Origin of the sequence: Sphingobium sp. EP60837 (genome assembly GCF_001658005.1) — a bacterium.
GTDB lineage: Bacteria > Pseudomonadota > Alphaproteobacteria > Sphingomonadales > Sphingomonadaceae > Sphingobium > Sphingobium tyrosinilyticum.
Genome location: NZ_CP015988.1, coordinates 153268 through 171342, shown reverse-complemented (window position 1 = coordinate 171342; position 18075 = coordinate 153268). Strand labels below are relative to the sequence as shown.

The 18075-nt window shown below is 57.8% G+C and carries 19 protein-coding genes and 1 pseudogene; 10 read left to right on the top strand and 10 right to left on the bottom strand.

All coding sequences use genetic code 11. From position 1 onward, the window contains the following. Positions 1 to 2 precede the first annotated feature (2 nt). A complete protein-coding gene (locus EP837_RS18815) occupies positions 3 to 437 on the top strand; it encodes a nuclear transport factor 2 family protein (RefSeq protein WP_066532131.1) in 435 nt (144 codons plus the stop codon). Between the two features lie 40 nt (positions 438 to 477). On the opposite strand, the gene EP837_RS18810 is transcribed toward EP837_RS18815, so the two are convergent. From EP837_RS18810 to EP837_RS18790, 5 genes are all read right to left on the bottom strand, one after another. Then, positions 478 to 2121 carry a GMC family oxidoreductase gene (locus EP837_RS18810; protein ID WP_066532128.1) on the bottom strand — a complete coding sequence of 548 codons (1644 nt, stop codon included), beginning with the start codon at positions 2119 to 2121 and terminating at the stop codon, positions 478 to 480. Positions 2122 to 2143: 22 nt separating this feature from the next. Continuing rightward, the gene (locus EP837_RS18805) at positions 2144 to 2896 is read right to left on the bottom strand and encodes an SDR family NAD(P)-dependent oxidoreductase (protein WP_066532117.1); all 753 of its coding nucleotides are present in this window, start codon (positions 2894 to 2896) and stop codon (positions 2144 to 2146) included. Next, entirely contained in the window at positions 2893 to 3324 is a 432-nt protein-coding gene (locus tag EP837_RS18800) for a nuclear transport factor 2 family protein (protein WP_066532115.1), read from the bottom strand. The genes EP837_RS18805 and EP837_RS18800 overlap by 4 nt, the downstream gene beginning before the upstream one ends. A 35-nt stretch (positions 3325 to 3359) precedes the next feature. Continuing rightward, entirely contained in the window at positions 3360 to 4256 is an 897-nt protein-coding gene (locus EP837_RS18795) for an MBL fold metallo-hydrolase (protein WP_066532110.1), read from the bottom strand. Between the two features lie 120 nt (positions 4257 to 4376). Then, positions 4377 to 5153: a GntR family transcriptional regulator gene (locus EP837_RS18790; protein ID WP_082919857.1), complete on the bottom strand. Its 777-nt coding sequence runs from the start codon at positions 5151 to 5153 to the stop codon at positions 4377 to 4379. Between the two features lie 175 nt (positions 5154 to 5328). On the opposite strand from EP837_RS18790, the gene EP837_RS18785 reads away from it, so the two are divergent. The 8 genes and pseudogenes from EP837_RS18785 to EP837_RS18755 all read left to right on the top strand — a co-directional run bounded on the left by EP837_RS18785 (position 5329) and on the right by EP837_RS18755 (position 11727). After that, the gene (locus EP837_RS18785; protein ID WP_066532106.1) at positions 5329 to 6399 is read left to right on the top strand and encodes a maleylacetate reductase; all 1071 of its coding nucleotides are present in this window, start codon (positions 5329 to 5331) and stop codon (positions 6397 to 6399) included. A gap of 2 nt (positions 6400 to 6401) precedes the next feature. Beyond that, positions 6402 to 7295: a dioxygenase family protein gene (locus EP837_RS18780; RefSeq protein WP_197486425.1), complete on the top strand. Its 894-nt coding sequence runs from the start codon at positions 6402 to 6404 to the stop codon at positions 7293 to 7295. Then, positions 7276 to 8139 (top strand): bifunctional methylenetetrahydrofolate dehydrogenase/methenyltetrahydrofolate cyclohydrolase FolD, encoded by an 864-nt coding sequence (folD, locus tag EP837_RS18775; RefSeq protein ID WP_066532099.1) that lies wholly within the window; start codon positions 7276 to 7278, stop codon positions 8137 to 8139. Before EP837_RS18780 ends, folD begins: the two co-directional genes overlap by 20 nt. Further along, positions 8139 to 8501, top strand: a complete 363-nt coding sequence (folB, locus tag EP837_RS18770; protein ID WP_066532096.1) for a dihydroneopterin aldolase — start codon at positions 8139 to 8141, stop codon at positions 8499 to 8501. Before folD ends, folB begins: the two co-directional genes overlap by 1 nt. A gap of 144 nt (positions 8502 to 8645) precedes the next feature. Further along, positions 8646 to 8835, top strand: a pseudogene (locus EP837_RS20765) (histidine phosphatase family protein); the annotation flags it as partial. 315 nt (positions 8836 to 9150) lie between these two features. Further along, positions 9151 to 9345, top strand: a complete 195-nt coding sequence (locus EP837_RS21195) for a hypothetical protein (RefSeq protein WP_156518769.1) — start codon at positions 9151 to 9153, stop codon at positions 9343 to 9345. Positions 9346 to 9364: 19 nt separating this feature from the next. Next, on the top strand, positions 9365 to 10771 hold the full coding sequence (locus EP837_RS18760; RefSeq protein WP_066532091.1) for an aminomethyltransferase family protein: 1407 nt from the start codon (positions 9365 to 9367) through the stop codon (positions 10769 to 10771). 113 nt (positions 10772 to 10884) lie between these two features. Then, positions 10885 to 11727, top strand: a complete 843-nt coding sequence (locus EP837_RS18755; protein WP_156518767.1) for a CmcJ/NvfI family oxidoreductase — start codon at positions 10885 to 10887, stop codon at positions 11725 to 11727. Positions 11728 to 11863: 136 nt separating this feature from the next. Here the strand turns inward: EP837_RS18755 and EP837_RS18750 are convergent, their stop codons facing one another. After that, a complete protein-coding gene (locus EP837_RS18750; protein ID WP_066532087.1) occupies positions 11864 to 12742 on the bottom strand; it encodes an N-acyl homoserine lactonase family protein in 879 nt (292 codons plus the stop codon). After that, entirely contained in the window at positions 12714 to 13244 is a 531-nt protein-coding gene (locus tag EP837_RS21190) for a hypothetical protein (protein ID WP_156518765.1), read from the bottom strand. The genes EP837_RS18750 and EP837_RS21190 overlap by 29 nt, the downstream gene beginning before the upstream one ends. Positions 13245 to 13489: 245 nt before the next feature. Between EP837_RS21190 and EP837_RS18745 the strand changes: the two genes are divergently transcribed. Next, positions 13490 to 14752 carry a DUF3422 family protein gene (locus tag EP837_RS18745; RefSeq protein ID WP_066532369.1) on the top strand — a complete coding sequence of 421 codons (1263 nt, stop codon included), beginning with the start codon at positions 13490 to 13492 and terminating at the stop codon, positions 14750 to 14752. A 69-nt stretch (positions 14753 to 14821) separates the two neighbouring features. Here EP837_RS18745 and EP837_RS18740 read toward each other — a convergent pair whose 3' ends face one another. From EP837_RS18740 to EP837_RS18730, 3 genes are all read right to left on the bottom strand, one after another. Then, the gene (locus EP837_RS18740) at positions 14822 to 15622 is read right to left on the bottom strand and encodes an N-acyl homoserine lactonase family protein (protein WP_066532085.1); all 801 of its coding nucleotides are present in this window, start codon (positions 15620 to 15622) and stop codon (positions 14822 to 14824) included. Between the two features lie 86 nt (positions 15623 to 15708). Beyond that, the gene (locus tag EP837_RS18735) at positions 15709 to 17139 is read right to left on the bottom strand and encodes an MmgE/PrpD family protein (protein WP_225870676.1); all 1431 of its coding nucleotides are present in this window, start codon (positions 17137 to 17139) and stop codon (positions 15709 to 15711) included. A gap of 4 nt (positions 17140 to 17143) precedes the next feature. Then, positions 17144 to 18052 carry an NAD(P)-dependent oxidoreductase gene (locus tag EP837_RS18730; protein ID WP_066532081.1) on the bottom strand — a complete coding sequence of 303 codons (909 nt, stop codon included), beginning with the start codon at positions 18050 to 18052 and terminating at the stop codon, positions 17144 to 17146. Between the last annotated feature and the right edge of the window lie 23 nt (positions 18053 to 18075).

Below are 18075 nucleotides of genomic sequence, written 5' to 3'. Positions count from 1 at the left end.
GAATGAATGATCTGGAAAGGCTGTCGGCCGAACGGGCTTGCGAGAAGATCGTAAAGCAGTTCGCCATTTTCAACGACCTGGGCGAGCTTGAGAAGCTCGCCAACCTGTTTGTCGAGGACGGTTCTTTCGCCCGGCCGCTGGATCCTGAGAACCCGACCGTCGGGCGATCGGAAATCCTTGCGATGCTTGAAGCACGCGCGCCGCGTCTGTCGCGCCATATCATGACGAACATCGTCATCGACGTGGAAGGCCCGGATGAGGCCCGGGGCATCAGCTATGTAAGCTTCCTGTCAACAACCGATGTCGAAGCCGCGCGTCCGGTTGCCGCAGAAGCTCAGCTTTTCGTCGGTGAGTATCACGATCGCTTTGTGCGGATGCCGGAGGGTTGGAGACTTAAATCCCGCAAGGGCAGCATGACCCTTATCCTCAACAGCTGACAGGTCGCTGCCCGGCGCGCGCATGCGCCGGGCAGCGTCATCATGCCGCGTGCGGAAGCTCGATCGCGGCGGGAGCGGCGCGGCCCAAGATCAGATCCGACGCCTTCTCCGCCACCATTACCACCCCGGCATTGGTATTCCCCGCGATCAAGGTCGGGAAGACAGAGGCATCGACCACCCGAAGCCCGTCCACGCCACGGACCTTCAGATCCCTGTCCACAACCGCAAGCGGATCGATGCCCATTCTGCAAGAGCTTGCAGGATGATGAACCATGGTGCAGGTGCGGCGGATATAGTCGTCCCACTCGTCGTCCGACTGAACGTCCTTGCCGGGCAGGATTTCGTGCCCGTGATACCGGTCGAACGCTTGGTTCGCCAGGAGCCTGCGACCGAGTTTCAGGCCGGTGCGTATCTTGATCAGATCCTCTTCTTCGCCGAGGAAGTTGAGGTCGATGAGCGGACGTTCGCGCGGATCGGTCGATGCGAGGGTGAGCTCGCCCAGGCTCTTGGGCTTCACCAGCGCGGATATGATGCCATATCCGTGCCCGCGCGGAAGGGCCTTGGGCTCCGCATTGCGGTGCGCAGGCATCATGATGATCTGCATGTCAGGCCGGGAAAGGCCCGGACCGCTTCTCCAGAAACCATGGGCCTCAAACATATTCCCGGCCAGAGGACCGCTTCTGAAAAGCAGGTAGCGAAGTCCATCAATCGCGTTGGGAAGGGCCTTGCGCCAGGATATGCCGTAAGAACTGATGTCGTTCGTCCGCATCTGCAAAGCGGCGGACGGATGGTCCCGCAGTCCCTTGCCAACGCCTGGCAGATCGTGATGTACGGCGATGCCCAGCGCACGCAGCTCATCGGCAGGACCGATGCCGCTGTGCAGAAGCATCGAAGGAGAACCATAGGCGCCGCCGCTCAGGATGATCTCCCTGCCTGCCGATATGGTTCGGTCCACGCCATCTGTTTCAAAGATGACGCCGGATGCGCGACCATTCTCGATCAGGATCTTCTTCACCAATGCGTTGGTAATGACCCGCAGATTAGGACGCGAACGGGCTGGATTGAGAAACGCGGTGGTTCCCGATTCTCGCCTTCCCTCGCGGATTGCGGCCTGTCGGGTGCCAAATCCCTCGGGATCGGGACCGTTGAAATCATCCTGCATCCGCAGTTGCAACGACTGTGCCGCCTCCAGGAAGCTCAAAACCAGCGGGTTGAACGACTTGAGAGTCGTCACATTCATAGGGCCGCCAATATTGTGATAAGGGCTTCCCGCGTAGCTCTCGTTATTTTCTGATCGCAGGAAATAGGGCAAGACTTCAGCATAGCTCCACCCCGCCGCGCCTGCCGCTGCCCAGTCATCAAAGTCGCCGGGATGCCCGCGAAAATATACCATCCCGTTGATCGAACTCGAGCCGCCGAGCACACGTCCGCGCGGGATCATGATCTCGCGGTTCTTGCAATGCTTCTGCGGCACGGTCTTCAATCCCCATCCAAGCTTGGGATTGAGGATCGTGAAAGCCACGCCCGCAGGCACGCGGATGAGCGGGTTGGAGTCTGGCGGTCCCGCCTCGATGAGGCAGACCGAATTGCGGGGGTCCTCGCTGAGGCGGTTTGCCAGAACGCAGCCAGCGGTGCCGCCGCCAAGTATCAGATAGTCGTGCTTCTCATTCGCTTGGATGCTCATGGCTCCAGCTTCCTTCCAACACTTAAGCCGAAGCGATGATGCCGCCATCGACGGCCAGGGTCGCGCCATTTACAAAAGACGCCTCGTCTCCGAGCAGGAAAGCGATGGCGCTCACGATATCGGACTCGTGACCAAGGCGGCGCAACGGGATGGTGGCGGACCGGCGTTCATATTCCTGGGCACCGACATATTTGAGGGCGCCCGGCGTCGGAACAGATCCAGGCGCGATCGAATTGACCCGAATATTCTGCGGCCCCAGTTCGGCCGACAGGGTACGGGTAAGGCTTGCGACCGCACTCTTGACGAGGCTGTAGATGGCCGTTCGTGGATAGCCTTTGAAAACGACGGGCGAGCTGAAATTGACGATGGCTCCCGGAGCGCCCTGGCGGCGGCATTCAACCATGGCCTGGCAACCCCAGATCGTCGACTTGATCCCTGCGCTGATCATCTTGTCCAGGGTTTCTTCCGTAACATCCTCGATCGGCTCATAGACGAGATAGGACGCATTATTGATAACGCCGTCCACACCCCCCGCCTTTTCCGCAAGGGCGCGCACGGCCCGGAACACGGATTCGCGATCCCCCATATCGGCCTTCAGGCTTACACAGTCGGCGCCAGCCTCCCTGATCTGCTCCGTAAGCGACGCAAGGCCATCGCCGTCAAGGTCCGCAATCCCGACGGTAGCGCCGCGTTGGGCCAGTCCCAGCGCGATTGCGCGGCCAAGCCCATTTGCCGCTCCGCTGATGAAATAGGCCTTCCCCTTGAAATCCGTCATGCCGCGGGTTCCGAGAGGTCCATTTTGAAGAAGCGCGCGACATACAGGCTGTCCATATATTCGCGGACATGCAGGATGCGGCCGTCACGAATCTCGAAGGCCCAGGCATAGAGGTTGTTATAGGGATGACCATCGGCCCGGCTGCCAACGGCATGGGTCTCTGCCATCACCCTGTCGCCGCTCGACACCAGGCCGTCCACGTGGACCTTGGGATCGCCGTCCTTGAACATTCCGCGGACCGGCGCGAGGAAATTATGGAGGACATTCTCACGTCCGTCATGGCGGCCGGCGCCAGGAACGCCGGTGATCATCGTCGTCCAGCTCAAGTCTTCATGCAGTTGGAAAGCAAGTGCTTCAAGATCGCCGGAACTCAGAGTGGCGAAAAAATCGAGAACGAGCTGCTCGTTCGCATTGCTAGCTTCAATCATTTGTCTCTCCATATTGAAAACGGAATGCCGCCAATTCAGTCGGCGTTCGGCCGCTCCGTCACAAAGCGCCATGCGTCGCCGTCAGGGATAATCCACCCGGCGCTCGGATCGCTGAAATGCGAACCGATGACCATGATGGTGCCGTCAGCATTTTCCGATACGAACTTTTGCCGGGTCTGCGCGCCCTTGACGGGATCGTGATCGAAGGAACCATGGCGCGCGGGAATCGCAAACTGGATCGGATGATGCAGCAGGTCGCCGGTGATGACGGCGCGCTCGCCCCTGGACTCTATATGAATCGCGCAATGCCCGGCGGTGTGGCCTGGTGTATGTTCCATGCGAATCTCGTCGCAGACCTGATATCCGGGAGCGGATATGAATTCATGAAGCCCCGCGGCCATGATCGGATCGATCGCATCCGGCAGATGGCTGCCATGCCAGTCGCCAATCTCCTCAAGATGCCGGATTTCCTGATATTCGGTGGTATCGAAGAGATATCTCGCATTGGGAAATGTCGGCATCCACGCGCCATCGACGAGCTTTGTGTTCCAGCCTACATGGTCGTAATGAAGGTGGGTGCAGCAGACCGTGTCCACTTTGAGTGGGTCGATCCCACTGGCCTGAAGATCCTCCAGGAAGGATGTCTGCATGTCGTTGAAGATGTCGAAGTGCAGCTTGCGATCATTGCCGATGCATGTGTCGATCATCAGCGTGCGGCTTGGCGTCTGAACCGCGAACGCCTGCCATTGCATGAGCATCAATCCGTCTTCCGTGACGAAGTTCGGTTTCAGCCAGTCCAGATATGGTTCGAATATCTCGGGTCCCGCATCCTTGAGCAGCATGCCGATATCGGCGGCATAAGCGGCGACCTCGACAATCCGGGTGATCCGAACATCTCCGATTTCCCAGTGCTTGACGTTCTCTAGCGCCATTCAACTCTCCTGCTTCCGTCCTGCCCTCCTCCACTGAGTCGCAGGAAGAAGCGGCAACTTGTCCGGTCATATCTAGCAGGATGGTCCAGGGAAACTCAAGCGTCAATCCGACGCCCTCGCCTAGCCGCCGTTTCGGACCCGGCGCAGTTTCATGGAGAAATTGAAATTGGCGGCCTTGTAGTAGTTGAATGTGATCTCGGCGGGACTTCCGTCCAGCAAGCGATAGATGCGCTTGATTTCCACGGCTGTTTCGCCCTCGTCAACTTTGAGAATGGCAGCGAGATCCGGCCGGAGCGGCGCTGCTCGCAGGGTCTGATCGACTTCGCCGATGCTTTCCCCATAAACATCTTCGACCAAACCATAAATTGGGCCGGTTCGACGACCGAGCAAGCGCCCGATCCCGGCAAATCTTCCGGGCACAAAAATTTCCACCGCACAAATCGGGTCTTTTTTGCCCGGCTCGTAGCGGGTCCCGCCGATCTTTAGCCAAGTTTCGCCCTTTTCGACACCAAGCCGGCCAGCTGTTATGCCGTCGAGCTTGATCGTCTTTGCCTGGTTATCATAGCGCGACTCGACGTTATAGTCGTGAAGGTCAGCTATCGAATTGACCTGGTGGACATAGACCTGCGGTCCACCGGGCTGAAGAACTAATGTTCCCTTACCCTGGTGAGATTCCACGAGCCCAAGATCCTTCAAATGCCGCAACGCTTCCCTCACCGTATGTCGGCTTACGTTGAAGCGGCTGACGAGCGCAAGTTCGGAGGGCAACGCAGTTCCGATGGGATAGAGACCCTGGAGAATCTCCGATCTCAGCTCACCGACGACCATTTGATAGAGAGGTGGCGATGTGCCCGTGAGTGCCGCGCTTTCTAAAGGCTGCTCTGAATTGGATGTCATCTGCTGAAAATGCCTCACCTTCGCTTGTCTGGGCAAATTTAGCAGAATCGGACGAGGCCGCAAGCAATGCGCTCGCTCCTGACCACATTTAAGAGCGAATGCTGGCACCTGCGCATTCCACTTGTCCGGTCAGGCTGAATGTGGCATGCATCGCCGCGATAGGTAGGGGAGAAAAATGATATCGCCGTTCGTCTATAGCCCGGCCTTTAGTCGAGTCCGGTTCGGCTCAGGTAGCCATCTAGATGTTTCCACCGAAGTCGAACGGCTGGGCCGCAAGGTTCTAGTGATCACGACAGTGGGGCAGGCGGAGCTTGGCGTTCGGCTAGCGTCTACCTTGGGGTCGATACCCACACATCTTCTGCCCACAGCAGTCATGCACACGCCGGTTGAGGTGACGGTCGAAGCAGTGAAGGTGGCCCATAAGGCCGAGGTTGATGTTATTCTCGCGATCGGCGGCGGTTCGGCAATCGGCCTCGGCAAAGGGGTCGCCAAGGAAACCGGACTGCCGATCATCGCAATGCCGACCACATTTTCCGGATCGGAGGCGACGCCGGTCTGGGGTGAGAGTGCGCACGGCAACAAGACGACAGGTAGAGATGCTCGCGTTCTCCCTCGAACGATTATCTACGATCCCTTGCTGGTGCTCCCGCTGCCCGCAGCCATTGCCGCTGCAAGCGGCATGAATGCGATCGCTCATGCAGTAGAAGGCCTCTACAGCGCGGATGCCAATCCCGTCACGTCGCTGAAGGCCGTGGAAGGAATTCGCGCATTGGCAGGCGCTCTACCCTACATCATCGACGATGATGCCGATGCTGGGCCCAGAGGAGACGCGTTGTACGGCGCTTGGCTCTGCGGGACAGTATTGGCGGAGGTCAGTATGGGGCTTCATCACAAACTTTGCCATACGCTCGGCGGAGTCCTGGGCCTCCCGCACGCCCAGACGCACGCGATCCTTCTCCCGCATTCGCTGGCATATAATGCCGCTGCGGCCCCTGAGGCCAATCAGAGGGTCGCTCGGGCGTTGAACGCGCCTGATGGCGTTCAAGGGCTGTTCGAGCTGCTTCAGCGACTTCCCATAGCGAAATCGCTCCGCGAAATCGGGATGCGTCAAGAAGAAATCAGCAAGATTGCACGTCAGGCCGTTGAGAAGCCTTATCCAAATCCGGAGCCTCTTCGGGAGGATGGTATCGCGGCACTTCTGGAGAATGCCTGGGCCGGGCGAACCCCGCGAGCGGTGGGAGTATGACAATGACGACTGACGAAGAAGCGCTGACCGCCGATGTGTTAGAAGCAATGAGCCATAGCGGCGAGCCGCGACTGCAGGAAGTCATGACTTCTCTGGTGTCTCATCTGCACGCTTTCGTCCGGGAAATCCGGCCGAGCGTGGAGGAATGGAGGGTCGGGATCGACTTTGTGACGGCCCTGGGCCATCTGACTACAGCTCATCATAATGAGGTTATCCTCGCCTCCGATACGTGGGGCGTGTCGACCCTTGTAGACATGATCAACAGGCCTGGGGATGGCGCAACCGAGTCTGCGCTACTCGGGCCATTCTGGAAGGCTGAGGCGCCGTTCCTGCCACTCGGTGAATCGATCGCGCATGCCGGAACCGCGGGCACATCCGTCGTAGTGTCCGGGCGCGTGCGAGATCGCAGCGGCGCGGCGATAGCAGGCGCCGTGATCGACGTCTGGCAAACGGACGACAGCGGCTATTATGAGAACCAATACCCGGAGGGATCCGGCAATTTGCGCGGTCGCTTCAAAACTGACGAAAATGGAGAATACAATTTTAGGACGATAAAACCGGTCAGTTACCCAATCCCGACACACGGACCGGTAGGCGCACTGACTTTGCGACAGAAGCGCAGCATTTTTCGACCCGCGCATTTGCATGCAATGATTTCTGCGCCCGGATACCGGACGCTTGTCACCCAGATTTTCTCGCCTGGCGATCCCTACCTCGAAAGGGACGTCACGTTTAGCGTGGTGCAGGGACTTATCGGTTTATATGAAACTGCGCCTGCGAACGCCGATTACGACGAGATTATCCAATTTGATTTCATCCTGGCGGAAGGGACTTCGGTCTTGCCTGAGGCACCGATTGGCGGAGGAAAACTAGAGAATGACTGCCAAGAAAATTGACGGCAAGGCAGTTGCGGTCGCGATGACGGAAGAGACTCGTATCCGCGTAGAACGGATCAAAGCTGCGACAGGCATCGTTCCCGGTCTTGCAGTGATTTTGGTGGGAGAGGATCCCGCCAGCCAAATCTACGTCCGGCGAAAGGCTGACCAATGTCGTGCGGTAGGAATGATGTCGGTCGAGCACAGGCTGCCGAGCGATGTCACCGAGAGGCAGTTGCTCGATTTGGTGCAGCGGTTGAACGCTGATCCAGCTGTTCACGGCATACTCGTTCAGCTTCCTTTACCGCCTCACATCGCGGCTGCAAAGGTAATCGAGGCAATTGAGCCGGCAAAGGACGTTGATGGCTTTCATCCGACCAATGTTGGCCGGCAGGTTGTGGGGAGCGGCGGCATCACCCCCTGCACGCCGATGGGCTGCATGATCCTCCTCAAGCAGGAACTAGCAGAATTGGCCGGAAAGGACGCAATTGTGATCGGCATGTCCAACATAGTGGGCAAGCCGCTGGCGCGACTGCTATTACAGGAAGAATGCACAGTGACAGTGGCGCATAAGGCAACTGTCGACCTGGAAGAAAAGGTTCGGCGAGCAGACATCATCGTCTCAGCCGCTGGCGCGCCGGCGCTGGTAAAGGGCAGTTGGATCAAATCAGGGGCGGTGGTGATTGACGTAGGCATTAACAGGGTTGAGCGGAATGGAAAGAAGACTGTCGTGGGAGATGTCGCCTACGAGGAAGCGGGACATGCGGCAGCCATCACTCCGGTGCCCGGTGGCGTTGGTCCAATGACAATTGCATGCCTGTTGCAAAACACTGTCGAAGCAGCAGAACGCGCGCTCGGCCTGTGATGGGTGAATTGCCGACGTCCTTACGGTCGAGGGCTATCCGGATTGACGATCTCACCGTCGACGCAAGGATTGGCGTCTACGCGCACGAGGTGGGGCGCACGCAGCCGCTCGTTTTAACGATATGGCTCGAAGTGACCCCGGCCGCGACGGATGATCTGTCGGCCACCATCGATTATTGCGAGATCCGTGATATCGCGATCGAAATAGGCCGATCGCCCCTCAAGCTAATCGAGACTTTCGCCGACCGAATGGCGGAGCGTTGCCTGGAATATCCGCTCGTGCACAGCGCGCAGGTTCAGGTAGCCAAGCCACAAGCCATAGCACCCGCACTCGCGTCGGTCTGCGTCACGCTGCGAAGATGACATGATGTGCTTTTGTTGAATTTGAATTTCTACAGTTCCTTAGGTTCTACAGCGGCGCAGTGGCTCCGCGCGCTTAGCTTCCGCTAACTATTCCAATAAGGGGTGAGTATCATCTGCTGTTATCGTCCAGCGGAGACGCGTTAGATGCCTATTCTCGTCCTTATTCACCATGGCCAGTCGGCGTGGGACCTCGAAAACCGCTTCACCGGCTGGTGGGACGTTGATGACAGAAAATGGCATGGATGAAGCTCAGGCCGCCGGGCGTTTGATGGCGCAAAAGGGAGTGGATTTCGACCGGTGCTACACCTCTCTCCAGACCCGCGCGATCAAAACGCAGCGCCATAGGGAAAGCGCGCGTCCGTCCAGCACCGCTACCGCCGGAACCTACACCACGCCTCGGGACACTACCGTCGGAGCGGTAAAGCCGCCATGCGCTGTAACGGCGCTGAAGCAAGCTTTGAGCCTCGATTGATGGGGGATGAAGCGTCAGGATCAGGTGAGTTCCTGCCCGATAACATCATTCCCCAGCTCCCGAAATGACATCTGGTCATTTGAATCAAATTGATAGTCGATTTTGCGACCGCTCTCCTATGGAGGGACCGAGCACAGTGGACCACATCTTGACCGGACATGTGGATACCGGTATCCAATGTTGAAGATCGATCGTGGTGCAAAGAGTGATGGCAAGCTCCACGGTCCGGCTTCGGACCAGACGGCAGGGACGAATGTGGCAGCATGGGAAAGCAACATTCAGCAAGTTTCTATTATCTTAAATATTCCTGCTATGGATCGTGTCAACCGGCATCTATCGAACCTGCCAGGCACTGATCTCGAACTGGTATAGTTAAATTGCTGGAGAGTTTATGCTTGAAGTCCATGAGCCTATGTTTACGTTGAATAGCCCCCTATTCGAGGGCGCTACCTTATTCTTTCCCTTCGGTGATGGCCTCATCGTACCCTATGAGTTTGAGGGCGTGCAGGTCGAGGCCGCCGCCGCACGCACATCCGCATGGATCGGCACGCAGTTGATGATCTCGCCGGTTCACGATGTGAAGGGGCCGGATGCAATACGCTTCCTCAATTCCGTTTGCGTCAACGATTTTACGACGATGACCGATAAAGGGGTCCGGCATGGACTGATCTGCAACGAACGTGGTCAGATCATGAGCGAGGGCGTCGTCATCAAACTGGCCGTCGATCACTACCGCACCTATTGGCTCAATCCCCCGCTGCAATATCTGATCGACACAAGTGGTATGGATGTCGTGGGCGAAGATGTGAGCTTCCAGGAATATTTCATCCAAATCGACGGTGAGCGATCGTTGGAGATCCTTGAACGTGCTACTGGCCAGGACCTTCACGACATCGGATTTGCCCGTCATCGCCTGGCGAAGATTGGCGACAAGGACATGCGAGTGCTGCGCCTGGGTATGGCCGGCGGTCTAGGGTATGAGGTTCATGGGCCTATAAAAGATTTCGATGAAGTTTACAGCAAAATATGGGAAGCTGGCAAAGCACTGGGCGCCAAGAAGCTGGGCATGCACGCCTATGCCGGTCTCAATCATACGCCCGGCGGTCTGCCCAACATTCTGGTTCATTACCCAGCCCCCTTGTTCGAGTCCGACGAAGGGCGTTTTTCAGGTTTATCGGAATACCTTTCGACAAGACCCTACGAAGGCATTTTCCAGTATAATCGACGGTTGCGAGGGAGCGTGGGCTCAGATCTCAACGCGCGGCTCGTCACGCCGTACGACTTAGGCCTGGGCGGCCTTGTGAACTTCGCAAAGTCTGACAACTTTCCTGGCCGGGCAGCGCTTAAAGAATTATCCGAGTCGCCGCCCAGAAAAATTGTCACACTAGAGTGGAATGCGGAAGATGTCGCCGCGATCTACGCTACACAGTTATCTGGCCGGGAGATCGAGCCATGCGAGAACATCGCTCAGCCTACCGACTATTCTTATCAAGACTTCATTCTGGGTCAGGGTCAGCCGGATAAGGGATACACCTACCGTGCCGACCACGTCATGTCTGGTGGAAAAATGGTGGGCATCAGCACCGGCCGCGTGATGGATTATCATTATCGTCGCATGCTGTCGCTTGCGTTCATCGACGCTGAGCATGAGATTTGCGGGAGCGAGCTTAATCTGTTGTGGGGCACGCCCGGCACTCCGCAGCGGGAGATTAGAGTCAAGGTGTCGAAATTCCCCTTCCACGACTCGGTGCCTAATAGGCTGCGGGATGTATCGGCCATCCCCCGCTTTGGCGCATAGCGATCGGCGCATCTGCAGAGCGAACGCAGGTTTAATCCCAGTCGCCACTGCCGGCGCGCCATAGCGAAACAGCGCGGACGTTCGGTCCGCGCGGCTTTATCAAGGAGAGAAAGATGACAATGGTGGATTCGAAATCACGACTGGAAGAACTTGTGAAAAATGCGCCTGAGAGCGTGGAAGCGAGTGTTCGCTATACGCTGGACGATGAGGAAATGCCGATCGTCTACAATATCGAATATACGGCCACGACCATCAAGTTCGAAAGCCACGATGTTCGCATGAACAATGCCCGCAAATCGGCGAATGACTGGAACACGGAAGATAACGGTTTCCAGCTTATCGAGATGAAGAGTGCGCTAAAGGACACCTCCGATACAGCCAGCATCAAGACCATTTATCACGCCGAGTGCGAAGAGAAGCTGAAGGAGCTGACCGGCGCCCGTAAGGTCATCGTTTTCCATTCGGCCCTGCGCGATCTTGGCCGAGAAATCTCCAACGAGAATTTCCACGCCGCCGCGAATGTGCATATCGATTATAATCAGGAATCCTACGAATATAACATTCGCCAGTTCATGGGCGCCGAGGCTGATGAATTGCTGGGAGGACGCTGGGCCGCTTATAATATCTGGAAGCCGTTCGCCCCCGTAGAAATGTCGCCTTTGGCTGTGTGCGATGCGCGCTCGGTTGAACGGAGCGATCTTGTGCTCTGTGGCATGGGTACGCGCCCGGGTGAGCCGCTGTGGGAAGTTCACGGCGTGAACGTCATGTACAACCCCCGGCACGAATGGTATTATTTCCCTTTCATGTCGGTCGACGAGGCTATGGTAATCAAGCTTTGCGACACTGATACCAGCAAGCCGCAGTTGACCGCTCATACGGCCTTTGACGACCCCACCACGCCTCGCAATCCTGTTCCGCGGGTCAGCATAGAGGCACGCTGCATCGCGTTTTTCTGAACGCGTCTGCCAGAACAGGGATTGCCACGGCAACAGTCGGGGAAAAGGGTGGGGCGGCTGCAGTCGAGATTGCAGCCGCCCTGATTTCATATTGGGAAATAGATATTTTCCATATCATCGCTGGCGATGGCCCTCGTCAGGCAACCTTGCTCGCCTCCCCGTCCGCCAAAGCGATTTCCACGATCTGTAGACCAGCCTCGGTCAGCCGAGAGGGAAAAGTGGTTTTCAGCCTGTCCTCATGCACCGGGATGACCCGGCGCACCTCGCCTCCCACCTCTTTCAGCATTGCCGCGGCAGCGAATATCAAGTTGTGCTGACTGCCCACGGCAAGACCGATTGGCACGATCTCGGGCGCATCTGGATCAAGTCCGGTGAGATTGTCATAGCTGTAAATAAGGTCGCCAGCGAAAATCCATGTATCCGCGCTATTGCGAGCGTTGTCGTTTCGCACCGTTACATACATGCTACCGTAAGTATGTGTGTCGGCCGCAAGATGCAGGTCGATGCCTGGAAGCACATCTTCCATCTCGCCATCAACCATTTCCAGCCGTCCCTTAGTGGCAAGTTCGGTTGCCTTGACTATATCCGCGGGATCGATGCCGCCAATTAGGAATCGATATTCCGTTCCTAATCCCAACGCCCAGGCCCACTGCTCCAGTTCCCGCCGCTGCACGAAGAATCGGGCATTGGGAAACCGGTGCATGGCGCCCATATGATCGAAATGGGCATGGGTGATGAAGACGGTAGTGATATCTTCGGGGGTCACCCCGCACTGGGCAAGAACCTCTCGCGGCCCGTGAAAATTCGAGACGCCGTAACTGTCGGCGAGAACTTTGCCATAATTTTCGTGATCATATCCGGTATCGACCAGAATTGTTTCCCCATGCCCCTTAATAAGAACATAGCCATAGGGTAGCTTGCGGACGCCCTCATACTGCGCGCCGTACATCATAACGCCGAGGGAAAAATTCTCCACCGCCGCATATTCAAGAACCCATATGGAATAGTTGGCCATCGGTTGCTCTCGTTATTCGCTGTTGATGATCTTGAGGCCCGCTTTTCGCGCACCGGGGAGCGGCACAGCAGGCATGATGGATGTCGACGCCTTCAAATCCCGGCAATATGGATGCTGCCGCGCGCCGGTGCCGAACCGCCAGGGAAAGTGCATCGACCAACCTTCTTCCTTGCTGGTCGTCCGAATGTGAGGACATCGCATCCTCCAGAAGGCGAAATCCCAGATGGATGGCTTTGCAGGACGAAAACAGATGATGAAAATGATGCACGGCAGGGTCACTGACAATCATCGCGTGCAGCTGCTCGAGGCACTTGTCTGCTGCCAATCTGGCCTGCGCCATTGCCTGTTCAAGGCGCAGTTGCGGGCCGTTCCGATTGAACCGTAGCAAGGAGCAGGCAGCAAGTTGCGTGAGGGTCTGCCCAAGCATTTCATGGATGGGATGGGCGTCTGCCATGTAGGCCCGAAGCTGGTCGGTGGTGTTCGCATCTAAAACCGGTTGCACGCCCCTCTCCAATGCAGCGAATAGGGCAAGCTAGCACGGAAGGATACCGGTAACCAACGCTAAAGCGCCGGTGGTTCGCCGCCAGGTCGCGCTGAGGCGCGACCACGGGACGGATCGGCCCGGGCGCCGAATATGGCAGGCTCGCCTTGGGTGCAGCATGCTGGTCATAAGTTGACCGGACAAGATTGTGCGAGGAAGGACTGTCGTTTATCTTGCAGGCCTATTTTGGGGGGAAGAGATCCACGATGTTTTCGTTCACCAACCATCCCTTCCGCGTGTTCCTTTCGACCGAGATGCACGTGCGAAAGTTGCCGCCGATCAGCGCGCCAACCCGACTTGTGCAGATACTGATCTTCCTGCCACCCGACAAAATGGAGCAGGAAAGGCTACGCTTACTGGCGGAGCTTGATTTCGGCCAGGATGAATATCCGGATCGAAACTTCCTGAACCTGTCCGTTGACGGCTATCAGATCATCTGGGAGCGTCATACCGAGATACTGAGCTATACTTTCATCAGGCCCGGCGCTCTGGATGCTCCTTTCGACGCGGACGCAATCCGGTGCCTGCCCCACGATTATTTCAGCAAAGGAGACGGCCAGGTCGTACGCGCGACCCAGATTGCCTTCTCGGATCGTGAGATGCCCGAGGTGGTCGCCGCTTCGTTTGAGCAGGATGATCTCGTTATATGCGAGGTCGTGGACGGCGGCGCCACCATCTGGTCGGACTTCCGCCTCAAGCCTGACGGGTTCGGTCGGTTGCTCGTCGTCAACCGGAATATGTCCGGCACCGAGGCTGCACTGACTATCCAGCGCGTTCAGGAATTGGGCAATTATCGTAACATGGCTTTGCTTGGCCTGCCCGTCGCGCAGCAATGGGCCAAAACTCTGACCCAACTGGAGAGCCGGTTGGCAGAGCTGACTTGTCAAACCGCCATGATAGACGCCGATGACGCCACACTCCTGCACGACATTTCGGACTTGAGTGCCGAATTGGGGGCCATCGTGGCGAGCACACGTTATCGGATGAGCGCGTCAAAGGCTTATGCTGCAATGACGACGGAGCGCCTGCAGCAGCTCCGGACAAAACGCTTGAGCAGCTTCCCTACGTTAGAGGATTTCACCGACCGCCGACTATTGCCGGCAGTACGAACCTGCATCTCCTTTTCCGACCGGCTAGAAGATCTGTCCCAACGCGTAGCATGGACGACAGCACTGTTGAGAACGCGGGTGGATACGGCACTTTCACAGCAAAACAGAGACTTGTTGAGATCCATGAACCACCGCGCGAGACTGCAGCTGAGACTCCAGGAGACCGTCGAGGGCCTCTCGGTGGTTGCGATCACCTACTATCTCGTTGGCATTCTTGGCTATGTTTTACATGGCATCGAACATTCCATCCCCCTCCCCCACGACCTTATGTTGGCCATGCTGGCGCCTGCCGTGCTGTTCTTCTTATGGCTGGCCAAGCTGAGGCTTCGACACCATATCGATGCGGGGGAGGATGCCTGAGGAACATTGCGATCTGGGGTGTTGCTCGACGAGGCACATCCCAGAATGCTTAGGCCAGCTTGAACCCCTTCAAACCGGGTCGGCATCGAGCCTTATGATCATGCCTTCGAGTTCAGGTCGCAACGCTGGATAATATTTAATGACCAGGGGATCATGACCTGGAATGACATTTTGCGGCGCATCGGCCAGACGAAAACATGTGCTGTGGCCCTCGTACATGTCTCCCAGATTATAGACGACCGGGAAGCTGCGGCCTTCATTCATGTTGGCATAGAAATGACTGGCGTCCGAAGCCAGTACAACCCAACCACGCCGGGTCCATACCCGCACGACCTGAAGCCCGTCTGTATGTCCCCCTACCCGGTGCAGTTCGACACCTGGGGCAAGCGTTGCCGAACCGTCGTGGAAACAGACATGGCCGCTGAACACACGTCCCACCATCGCCGCGACATCGCGCCCGTCAAACGGAGAGCGTAAGCTCGCATGGCACATGCAGCGTCCAGTCGCATAGGCCATCTCGCGATCCTGGATGTGGAACCGCGCGCCGCCAAAAAGGTCACGATTGCCCGCGTGGTCGTAATGAAGATGGGTGATGATGACGTCGGAGATATCGGACGGCGCGAGGCCGATCTTGCCGAGCAATTGCTGAGGCGTCGCAAGCAATCTTCGGCCCCGCTGGGCCGCGGCCTCCGCATCAAAGCCTGTGTCGACCAGAAAGGCACGATCACCCGACCGAATAACCCACATATAATAATCCAGCGGCATCAGGCGATCATGATCGTCCCCATCGATGAAATTATGCGTCGCCACCTGTCGTTCGTTGACCGCATAACGGAGAGCGAGGATTTCATATTGCGGAAAATCTGTCATCGTCTGCACTCATGCATCTGGGAAGACCAATATCAACCGGGTCATGCCCACCGTCCGGGCAACCCATCTTAAATCCCGCATGCTCATCATACCAGAAGATTTGACCGGACATGCCTTGCTGCTGCGTCGCTATCCGCGGGGTTAGCCAGTTTCATCAATATCGAGGCTTCCGGTACATCGCGCACATTCCACAGCGCATCCGCCAAAGGTTCGCAATCCAGTCCCGGGCAGCCAAACTTGGCTGCAGCAGTCATTTTAGCGGACAGGTCACCATCGTCCATTGGGCGCGCTGCGCTGCCCCGGGCGCAGACCTCCTCCACATCGACCGCTTCCCCGTTCGTCAATTCGATGCGCAGCCTCACGGCTTCAATTGGGATGTCTTGATCCACCTCGACTGATCGCACCTTGGCTCGAAACGCCCGCAAATGCGGATCGGCGACAGCGGCATCGCTAAATTCGGCTGCGCCAGCCGCGCCTTTAAGAAGGCTCGCCGCGATCGCGTGTTGAGCGCTGACCTGCGCCTCGCGCCCGGCGGTAATTGCAGGGCGATCCGCCCGGTTCCTCAGCAACGGGTTGCCGGTCACAACGATAGAACTGACCTGGGCAGGGTCGATGCGCAGAAGGTTCCGCGCAGTCAGGCTTGCATCGATGACAGGGTTGAGGACAACGCCACAGGGATAGGGTTTGAACATGGTTTGCAACATGTCCCATTCCTCTCCCAGGCCGGTGTGCAGGCGTTCGAATTCCGGACGATCAGAGGTGACCTGCACAAAGCCGCGCGGCCCCTCAAGAGGAAGCGGCGGCCCCTGCACGCCGCCCTTTGCCATGATCGCCGACATAAGGCCGCCCCGCGCGGCGGCTCCCACCCCCACGCTCTTGGACATAAAGCCGAGCGTTTCGACCAGGCCGCCAGCTTGCGATGAGGCGTTGCCGAGCGCCCACAGGGTGGCTTGCTCATCCAGGCCTAGCAACTTTGCGCAGGCCGCCGCTGCACCGAATATGCCGCAGGTCGCCGTGATATGCCAGCCGCGGGCATAGTGACCCGGCGTAACCGCATTGCCAATTCGGCAGGTGACTTCCATGCCCAGGACCAAAGCGTGCAAAGCCTCGGCACCAGACAGCGCAAGTCGCTCGGCCAGGGCGAGCACGGCCGGGGCCACCACGGATGTGGGATGGATGATCGTGGGTATGTGGGTGTCGTCGAAATCGAGAACGTTCATCGTCGCGGCATTGATGAAGGCGGCTGACTGAATATCGTGCCGGCCCGCGCTGCCGATGAGACCATGATTGCCCGTCCCTGACACTGATTCGAACGCGACGCCTAGTCGCGCGATGACGTCGTCACCCGCCCCCGCCAGCCCCGCGGCAAAAGCATTGAAGAGCGCCAGAACCGCATGGTGCCGCACATGAGCAGGGATGGCTTCAAGCTGGGAGCCTGCGACAAACGAGGCAAGCTGACGGCTCATCGTCGGCAACATTTCTTGCACTTGACCACCGTCAGAGATGAGATCGGCCACTGGCTCAACGCTCCTTTCGGTCGCCGGACACTTCCACGCCCGCCTGTTGTTCGAGCGGTCGGATGATCTCGGTGAGATCTGCGGCGGGTCCAAGATGCTCGACCGCGGCGTCGACCATCTGCCTCACCGCGCCGCCCACCGCCATCGGCGCGCCCAGCTTCGCCGTCTCCTCAATGCAAAGGCGCAGATCCTTGGCCGAGAGCCCGAGCGCAAAGCCAAAGTCGAACTGACGAGTCAGGACGTATTTCGGAATTTTGTCCGTCGTCGCATTGGTCCGGCCCGAACCCGCATTGATCACGTCCATCATGATCTGCGGATCAAGACCTGCCTTCACACCGGCCACCAGAGCTTCCGAGCATATCGCCAGCGAAGTGACTGAAATGATGTTGTTGAGCACCTTCAGCATCTGCGCCATGCCCACCTGCTCGCCGACATGGGTCAGCGTGCCCAAATTCTCGAGCACGGGGCGAATCCGCGGCAGAACATCGTTTGCGCATGCCGCCATCAGCGCCAGCGTTCCGCGTTCGGCACCCGCGACCCCGCCACTGACCGGGCAATCCACTGGCAACATGCCGACGCTCGACAGCATGGCGGCCATTTTTTGCGCCACGCTCGGGCCCGTGGTGGAAAGATCGACCACGATCCGTTCGCCTCCTGCCTCGATCATCCCATTTTCGCCGCCGATCACTTGCTCGACGATGTCGGGCGTCGGCAGCGACAAGAATATGATGTCGCTGTTTTTTGCCAGTTCGGCAGGCGTCAAGGCAGCACGAGCGCCCCTCTCTTGCAGAGAGGAGACAGCCTCCGCGTTCGGATCGAAGACGGTCACCTCATAACCGGCTTCGAGCAATCGCCGCACCATCGGCGCACCCATTCGCCCAACCCCAGCGAACCCTATTTTCTGACCTGTCACTCCATTCTCCTCAATCTATGTTC

Bases quoted from the DNA above. Each gene is read 5' to 3' on its own strand.
- EP837_RS18815 (WP_066532131.1), top strand. From the start codon at position 3: ATGAATGATCTGGAAAGGCTGTCGGCCGAACGGGCTTGCGAGAAGATC.
- EP837_RS18810 (WP_066532128.1), bottom strand. From the start codon at position 2,121: ATGAGCATCCAAGCGAATGAGAAGCACGACTATCTGATACTTGGCGGC.
- EP837_RS18805 (WP_066532117.1), bottom strand. From the start codon at position 2,896: ATGACGGATTTCAAGGGGAAGGCCTATTTCATCAGCGGAGCGGCAAAT.
- EP837_RS18800 (WP_066532115.1), bottom strand. From the start codon at position 3,324: ATGATTGAAGCTAGCAATGCGAACGAGCAGCTCGTTCTCGATTTTTTC.
- EP837_RS18795 (WP_066532110.1), bottom strand. From the start codon at position 4,256: ATGGCGCTAGAGAACGTCAAGCACTGGGAAATCGGAGATGTTCGGATC.
- EP837_RS18790 (WP_082919857.1), bottom strand. From the start codon at position 5,153: ATGACATCCAATTCAGAGCAGCCTTTAGAAAGCGCGGCACTCACGGGC.
- EP837_RS18785 (WP_066532106.1), top strand. From the start codon at position 5,329: ATGATATCGCCGTTCGTCTATAGCCCGGCCTTTAGTCGAGTCCGGTTC.
- EP837_RS18780 (WP_197486425.1), top strand. From the start codon at position 6,402: ATGACGACTGACGAAGAAGCGCTGACCGCCGATGTGTTAGAAGCAATG.
- folD (WP_066532099.1), top strand. From the start codon at position 7,276: ATGACTGCCAAGAAAATTGACGGCAAGGCAGTTGCGGTCGCGATGACG.
- folB (WP_066532096.1), top strand. From the start codon at position 8,139: ATGGGTGAATTGCCGACGTCCTTACGGTCGAGGGCTATCCGGATTGAC.
- EP837_RS21195 (WP_156518769.1), top strand. From the start codon at position 9,151: ATGTTGAAGATCGATCGTGGTGCAAAGAGTGATGGCAAGCTCCACGGT.
- EP837_RS18760 (WP_066532091.1), top strand. From the start codon at position 9,365: ATGCTTGAAGTCCATGAGCCTATGTTTACGTTGAATAGCCCCCTATTC.
- EP837_RS18755 (WP_156518767.1), top strand. From the start codon at position 10,885: ATGACAATGGTGGATTCGAAATCACGACTGGAAGAACTTGTGAAAAAT.
- EP837_RS18750 (WP_066532087.1), bottom strand. From the start codon at position 12,742: ATGGCCAACTATTCCATATGGGTTCTTGAATATGCGGCGGTGGAGAAT.
- EP837_RS18745 (WP_066532369.1), top strand. From the start codon at position 13,490: ATGTTTTCGTTCACCAACCATCCCTTCCGCGTGTTCCTTTCGACCGAG.
- EP837_RS18740 (WP_066532085.1), bottom strand. From the start codon at position 15,622: ATGACAGATTTTCCGCAATATGAAATCCTCGCTCTCCGTTATGCGGTC.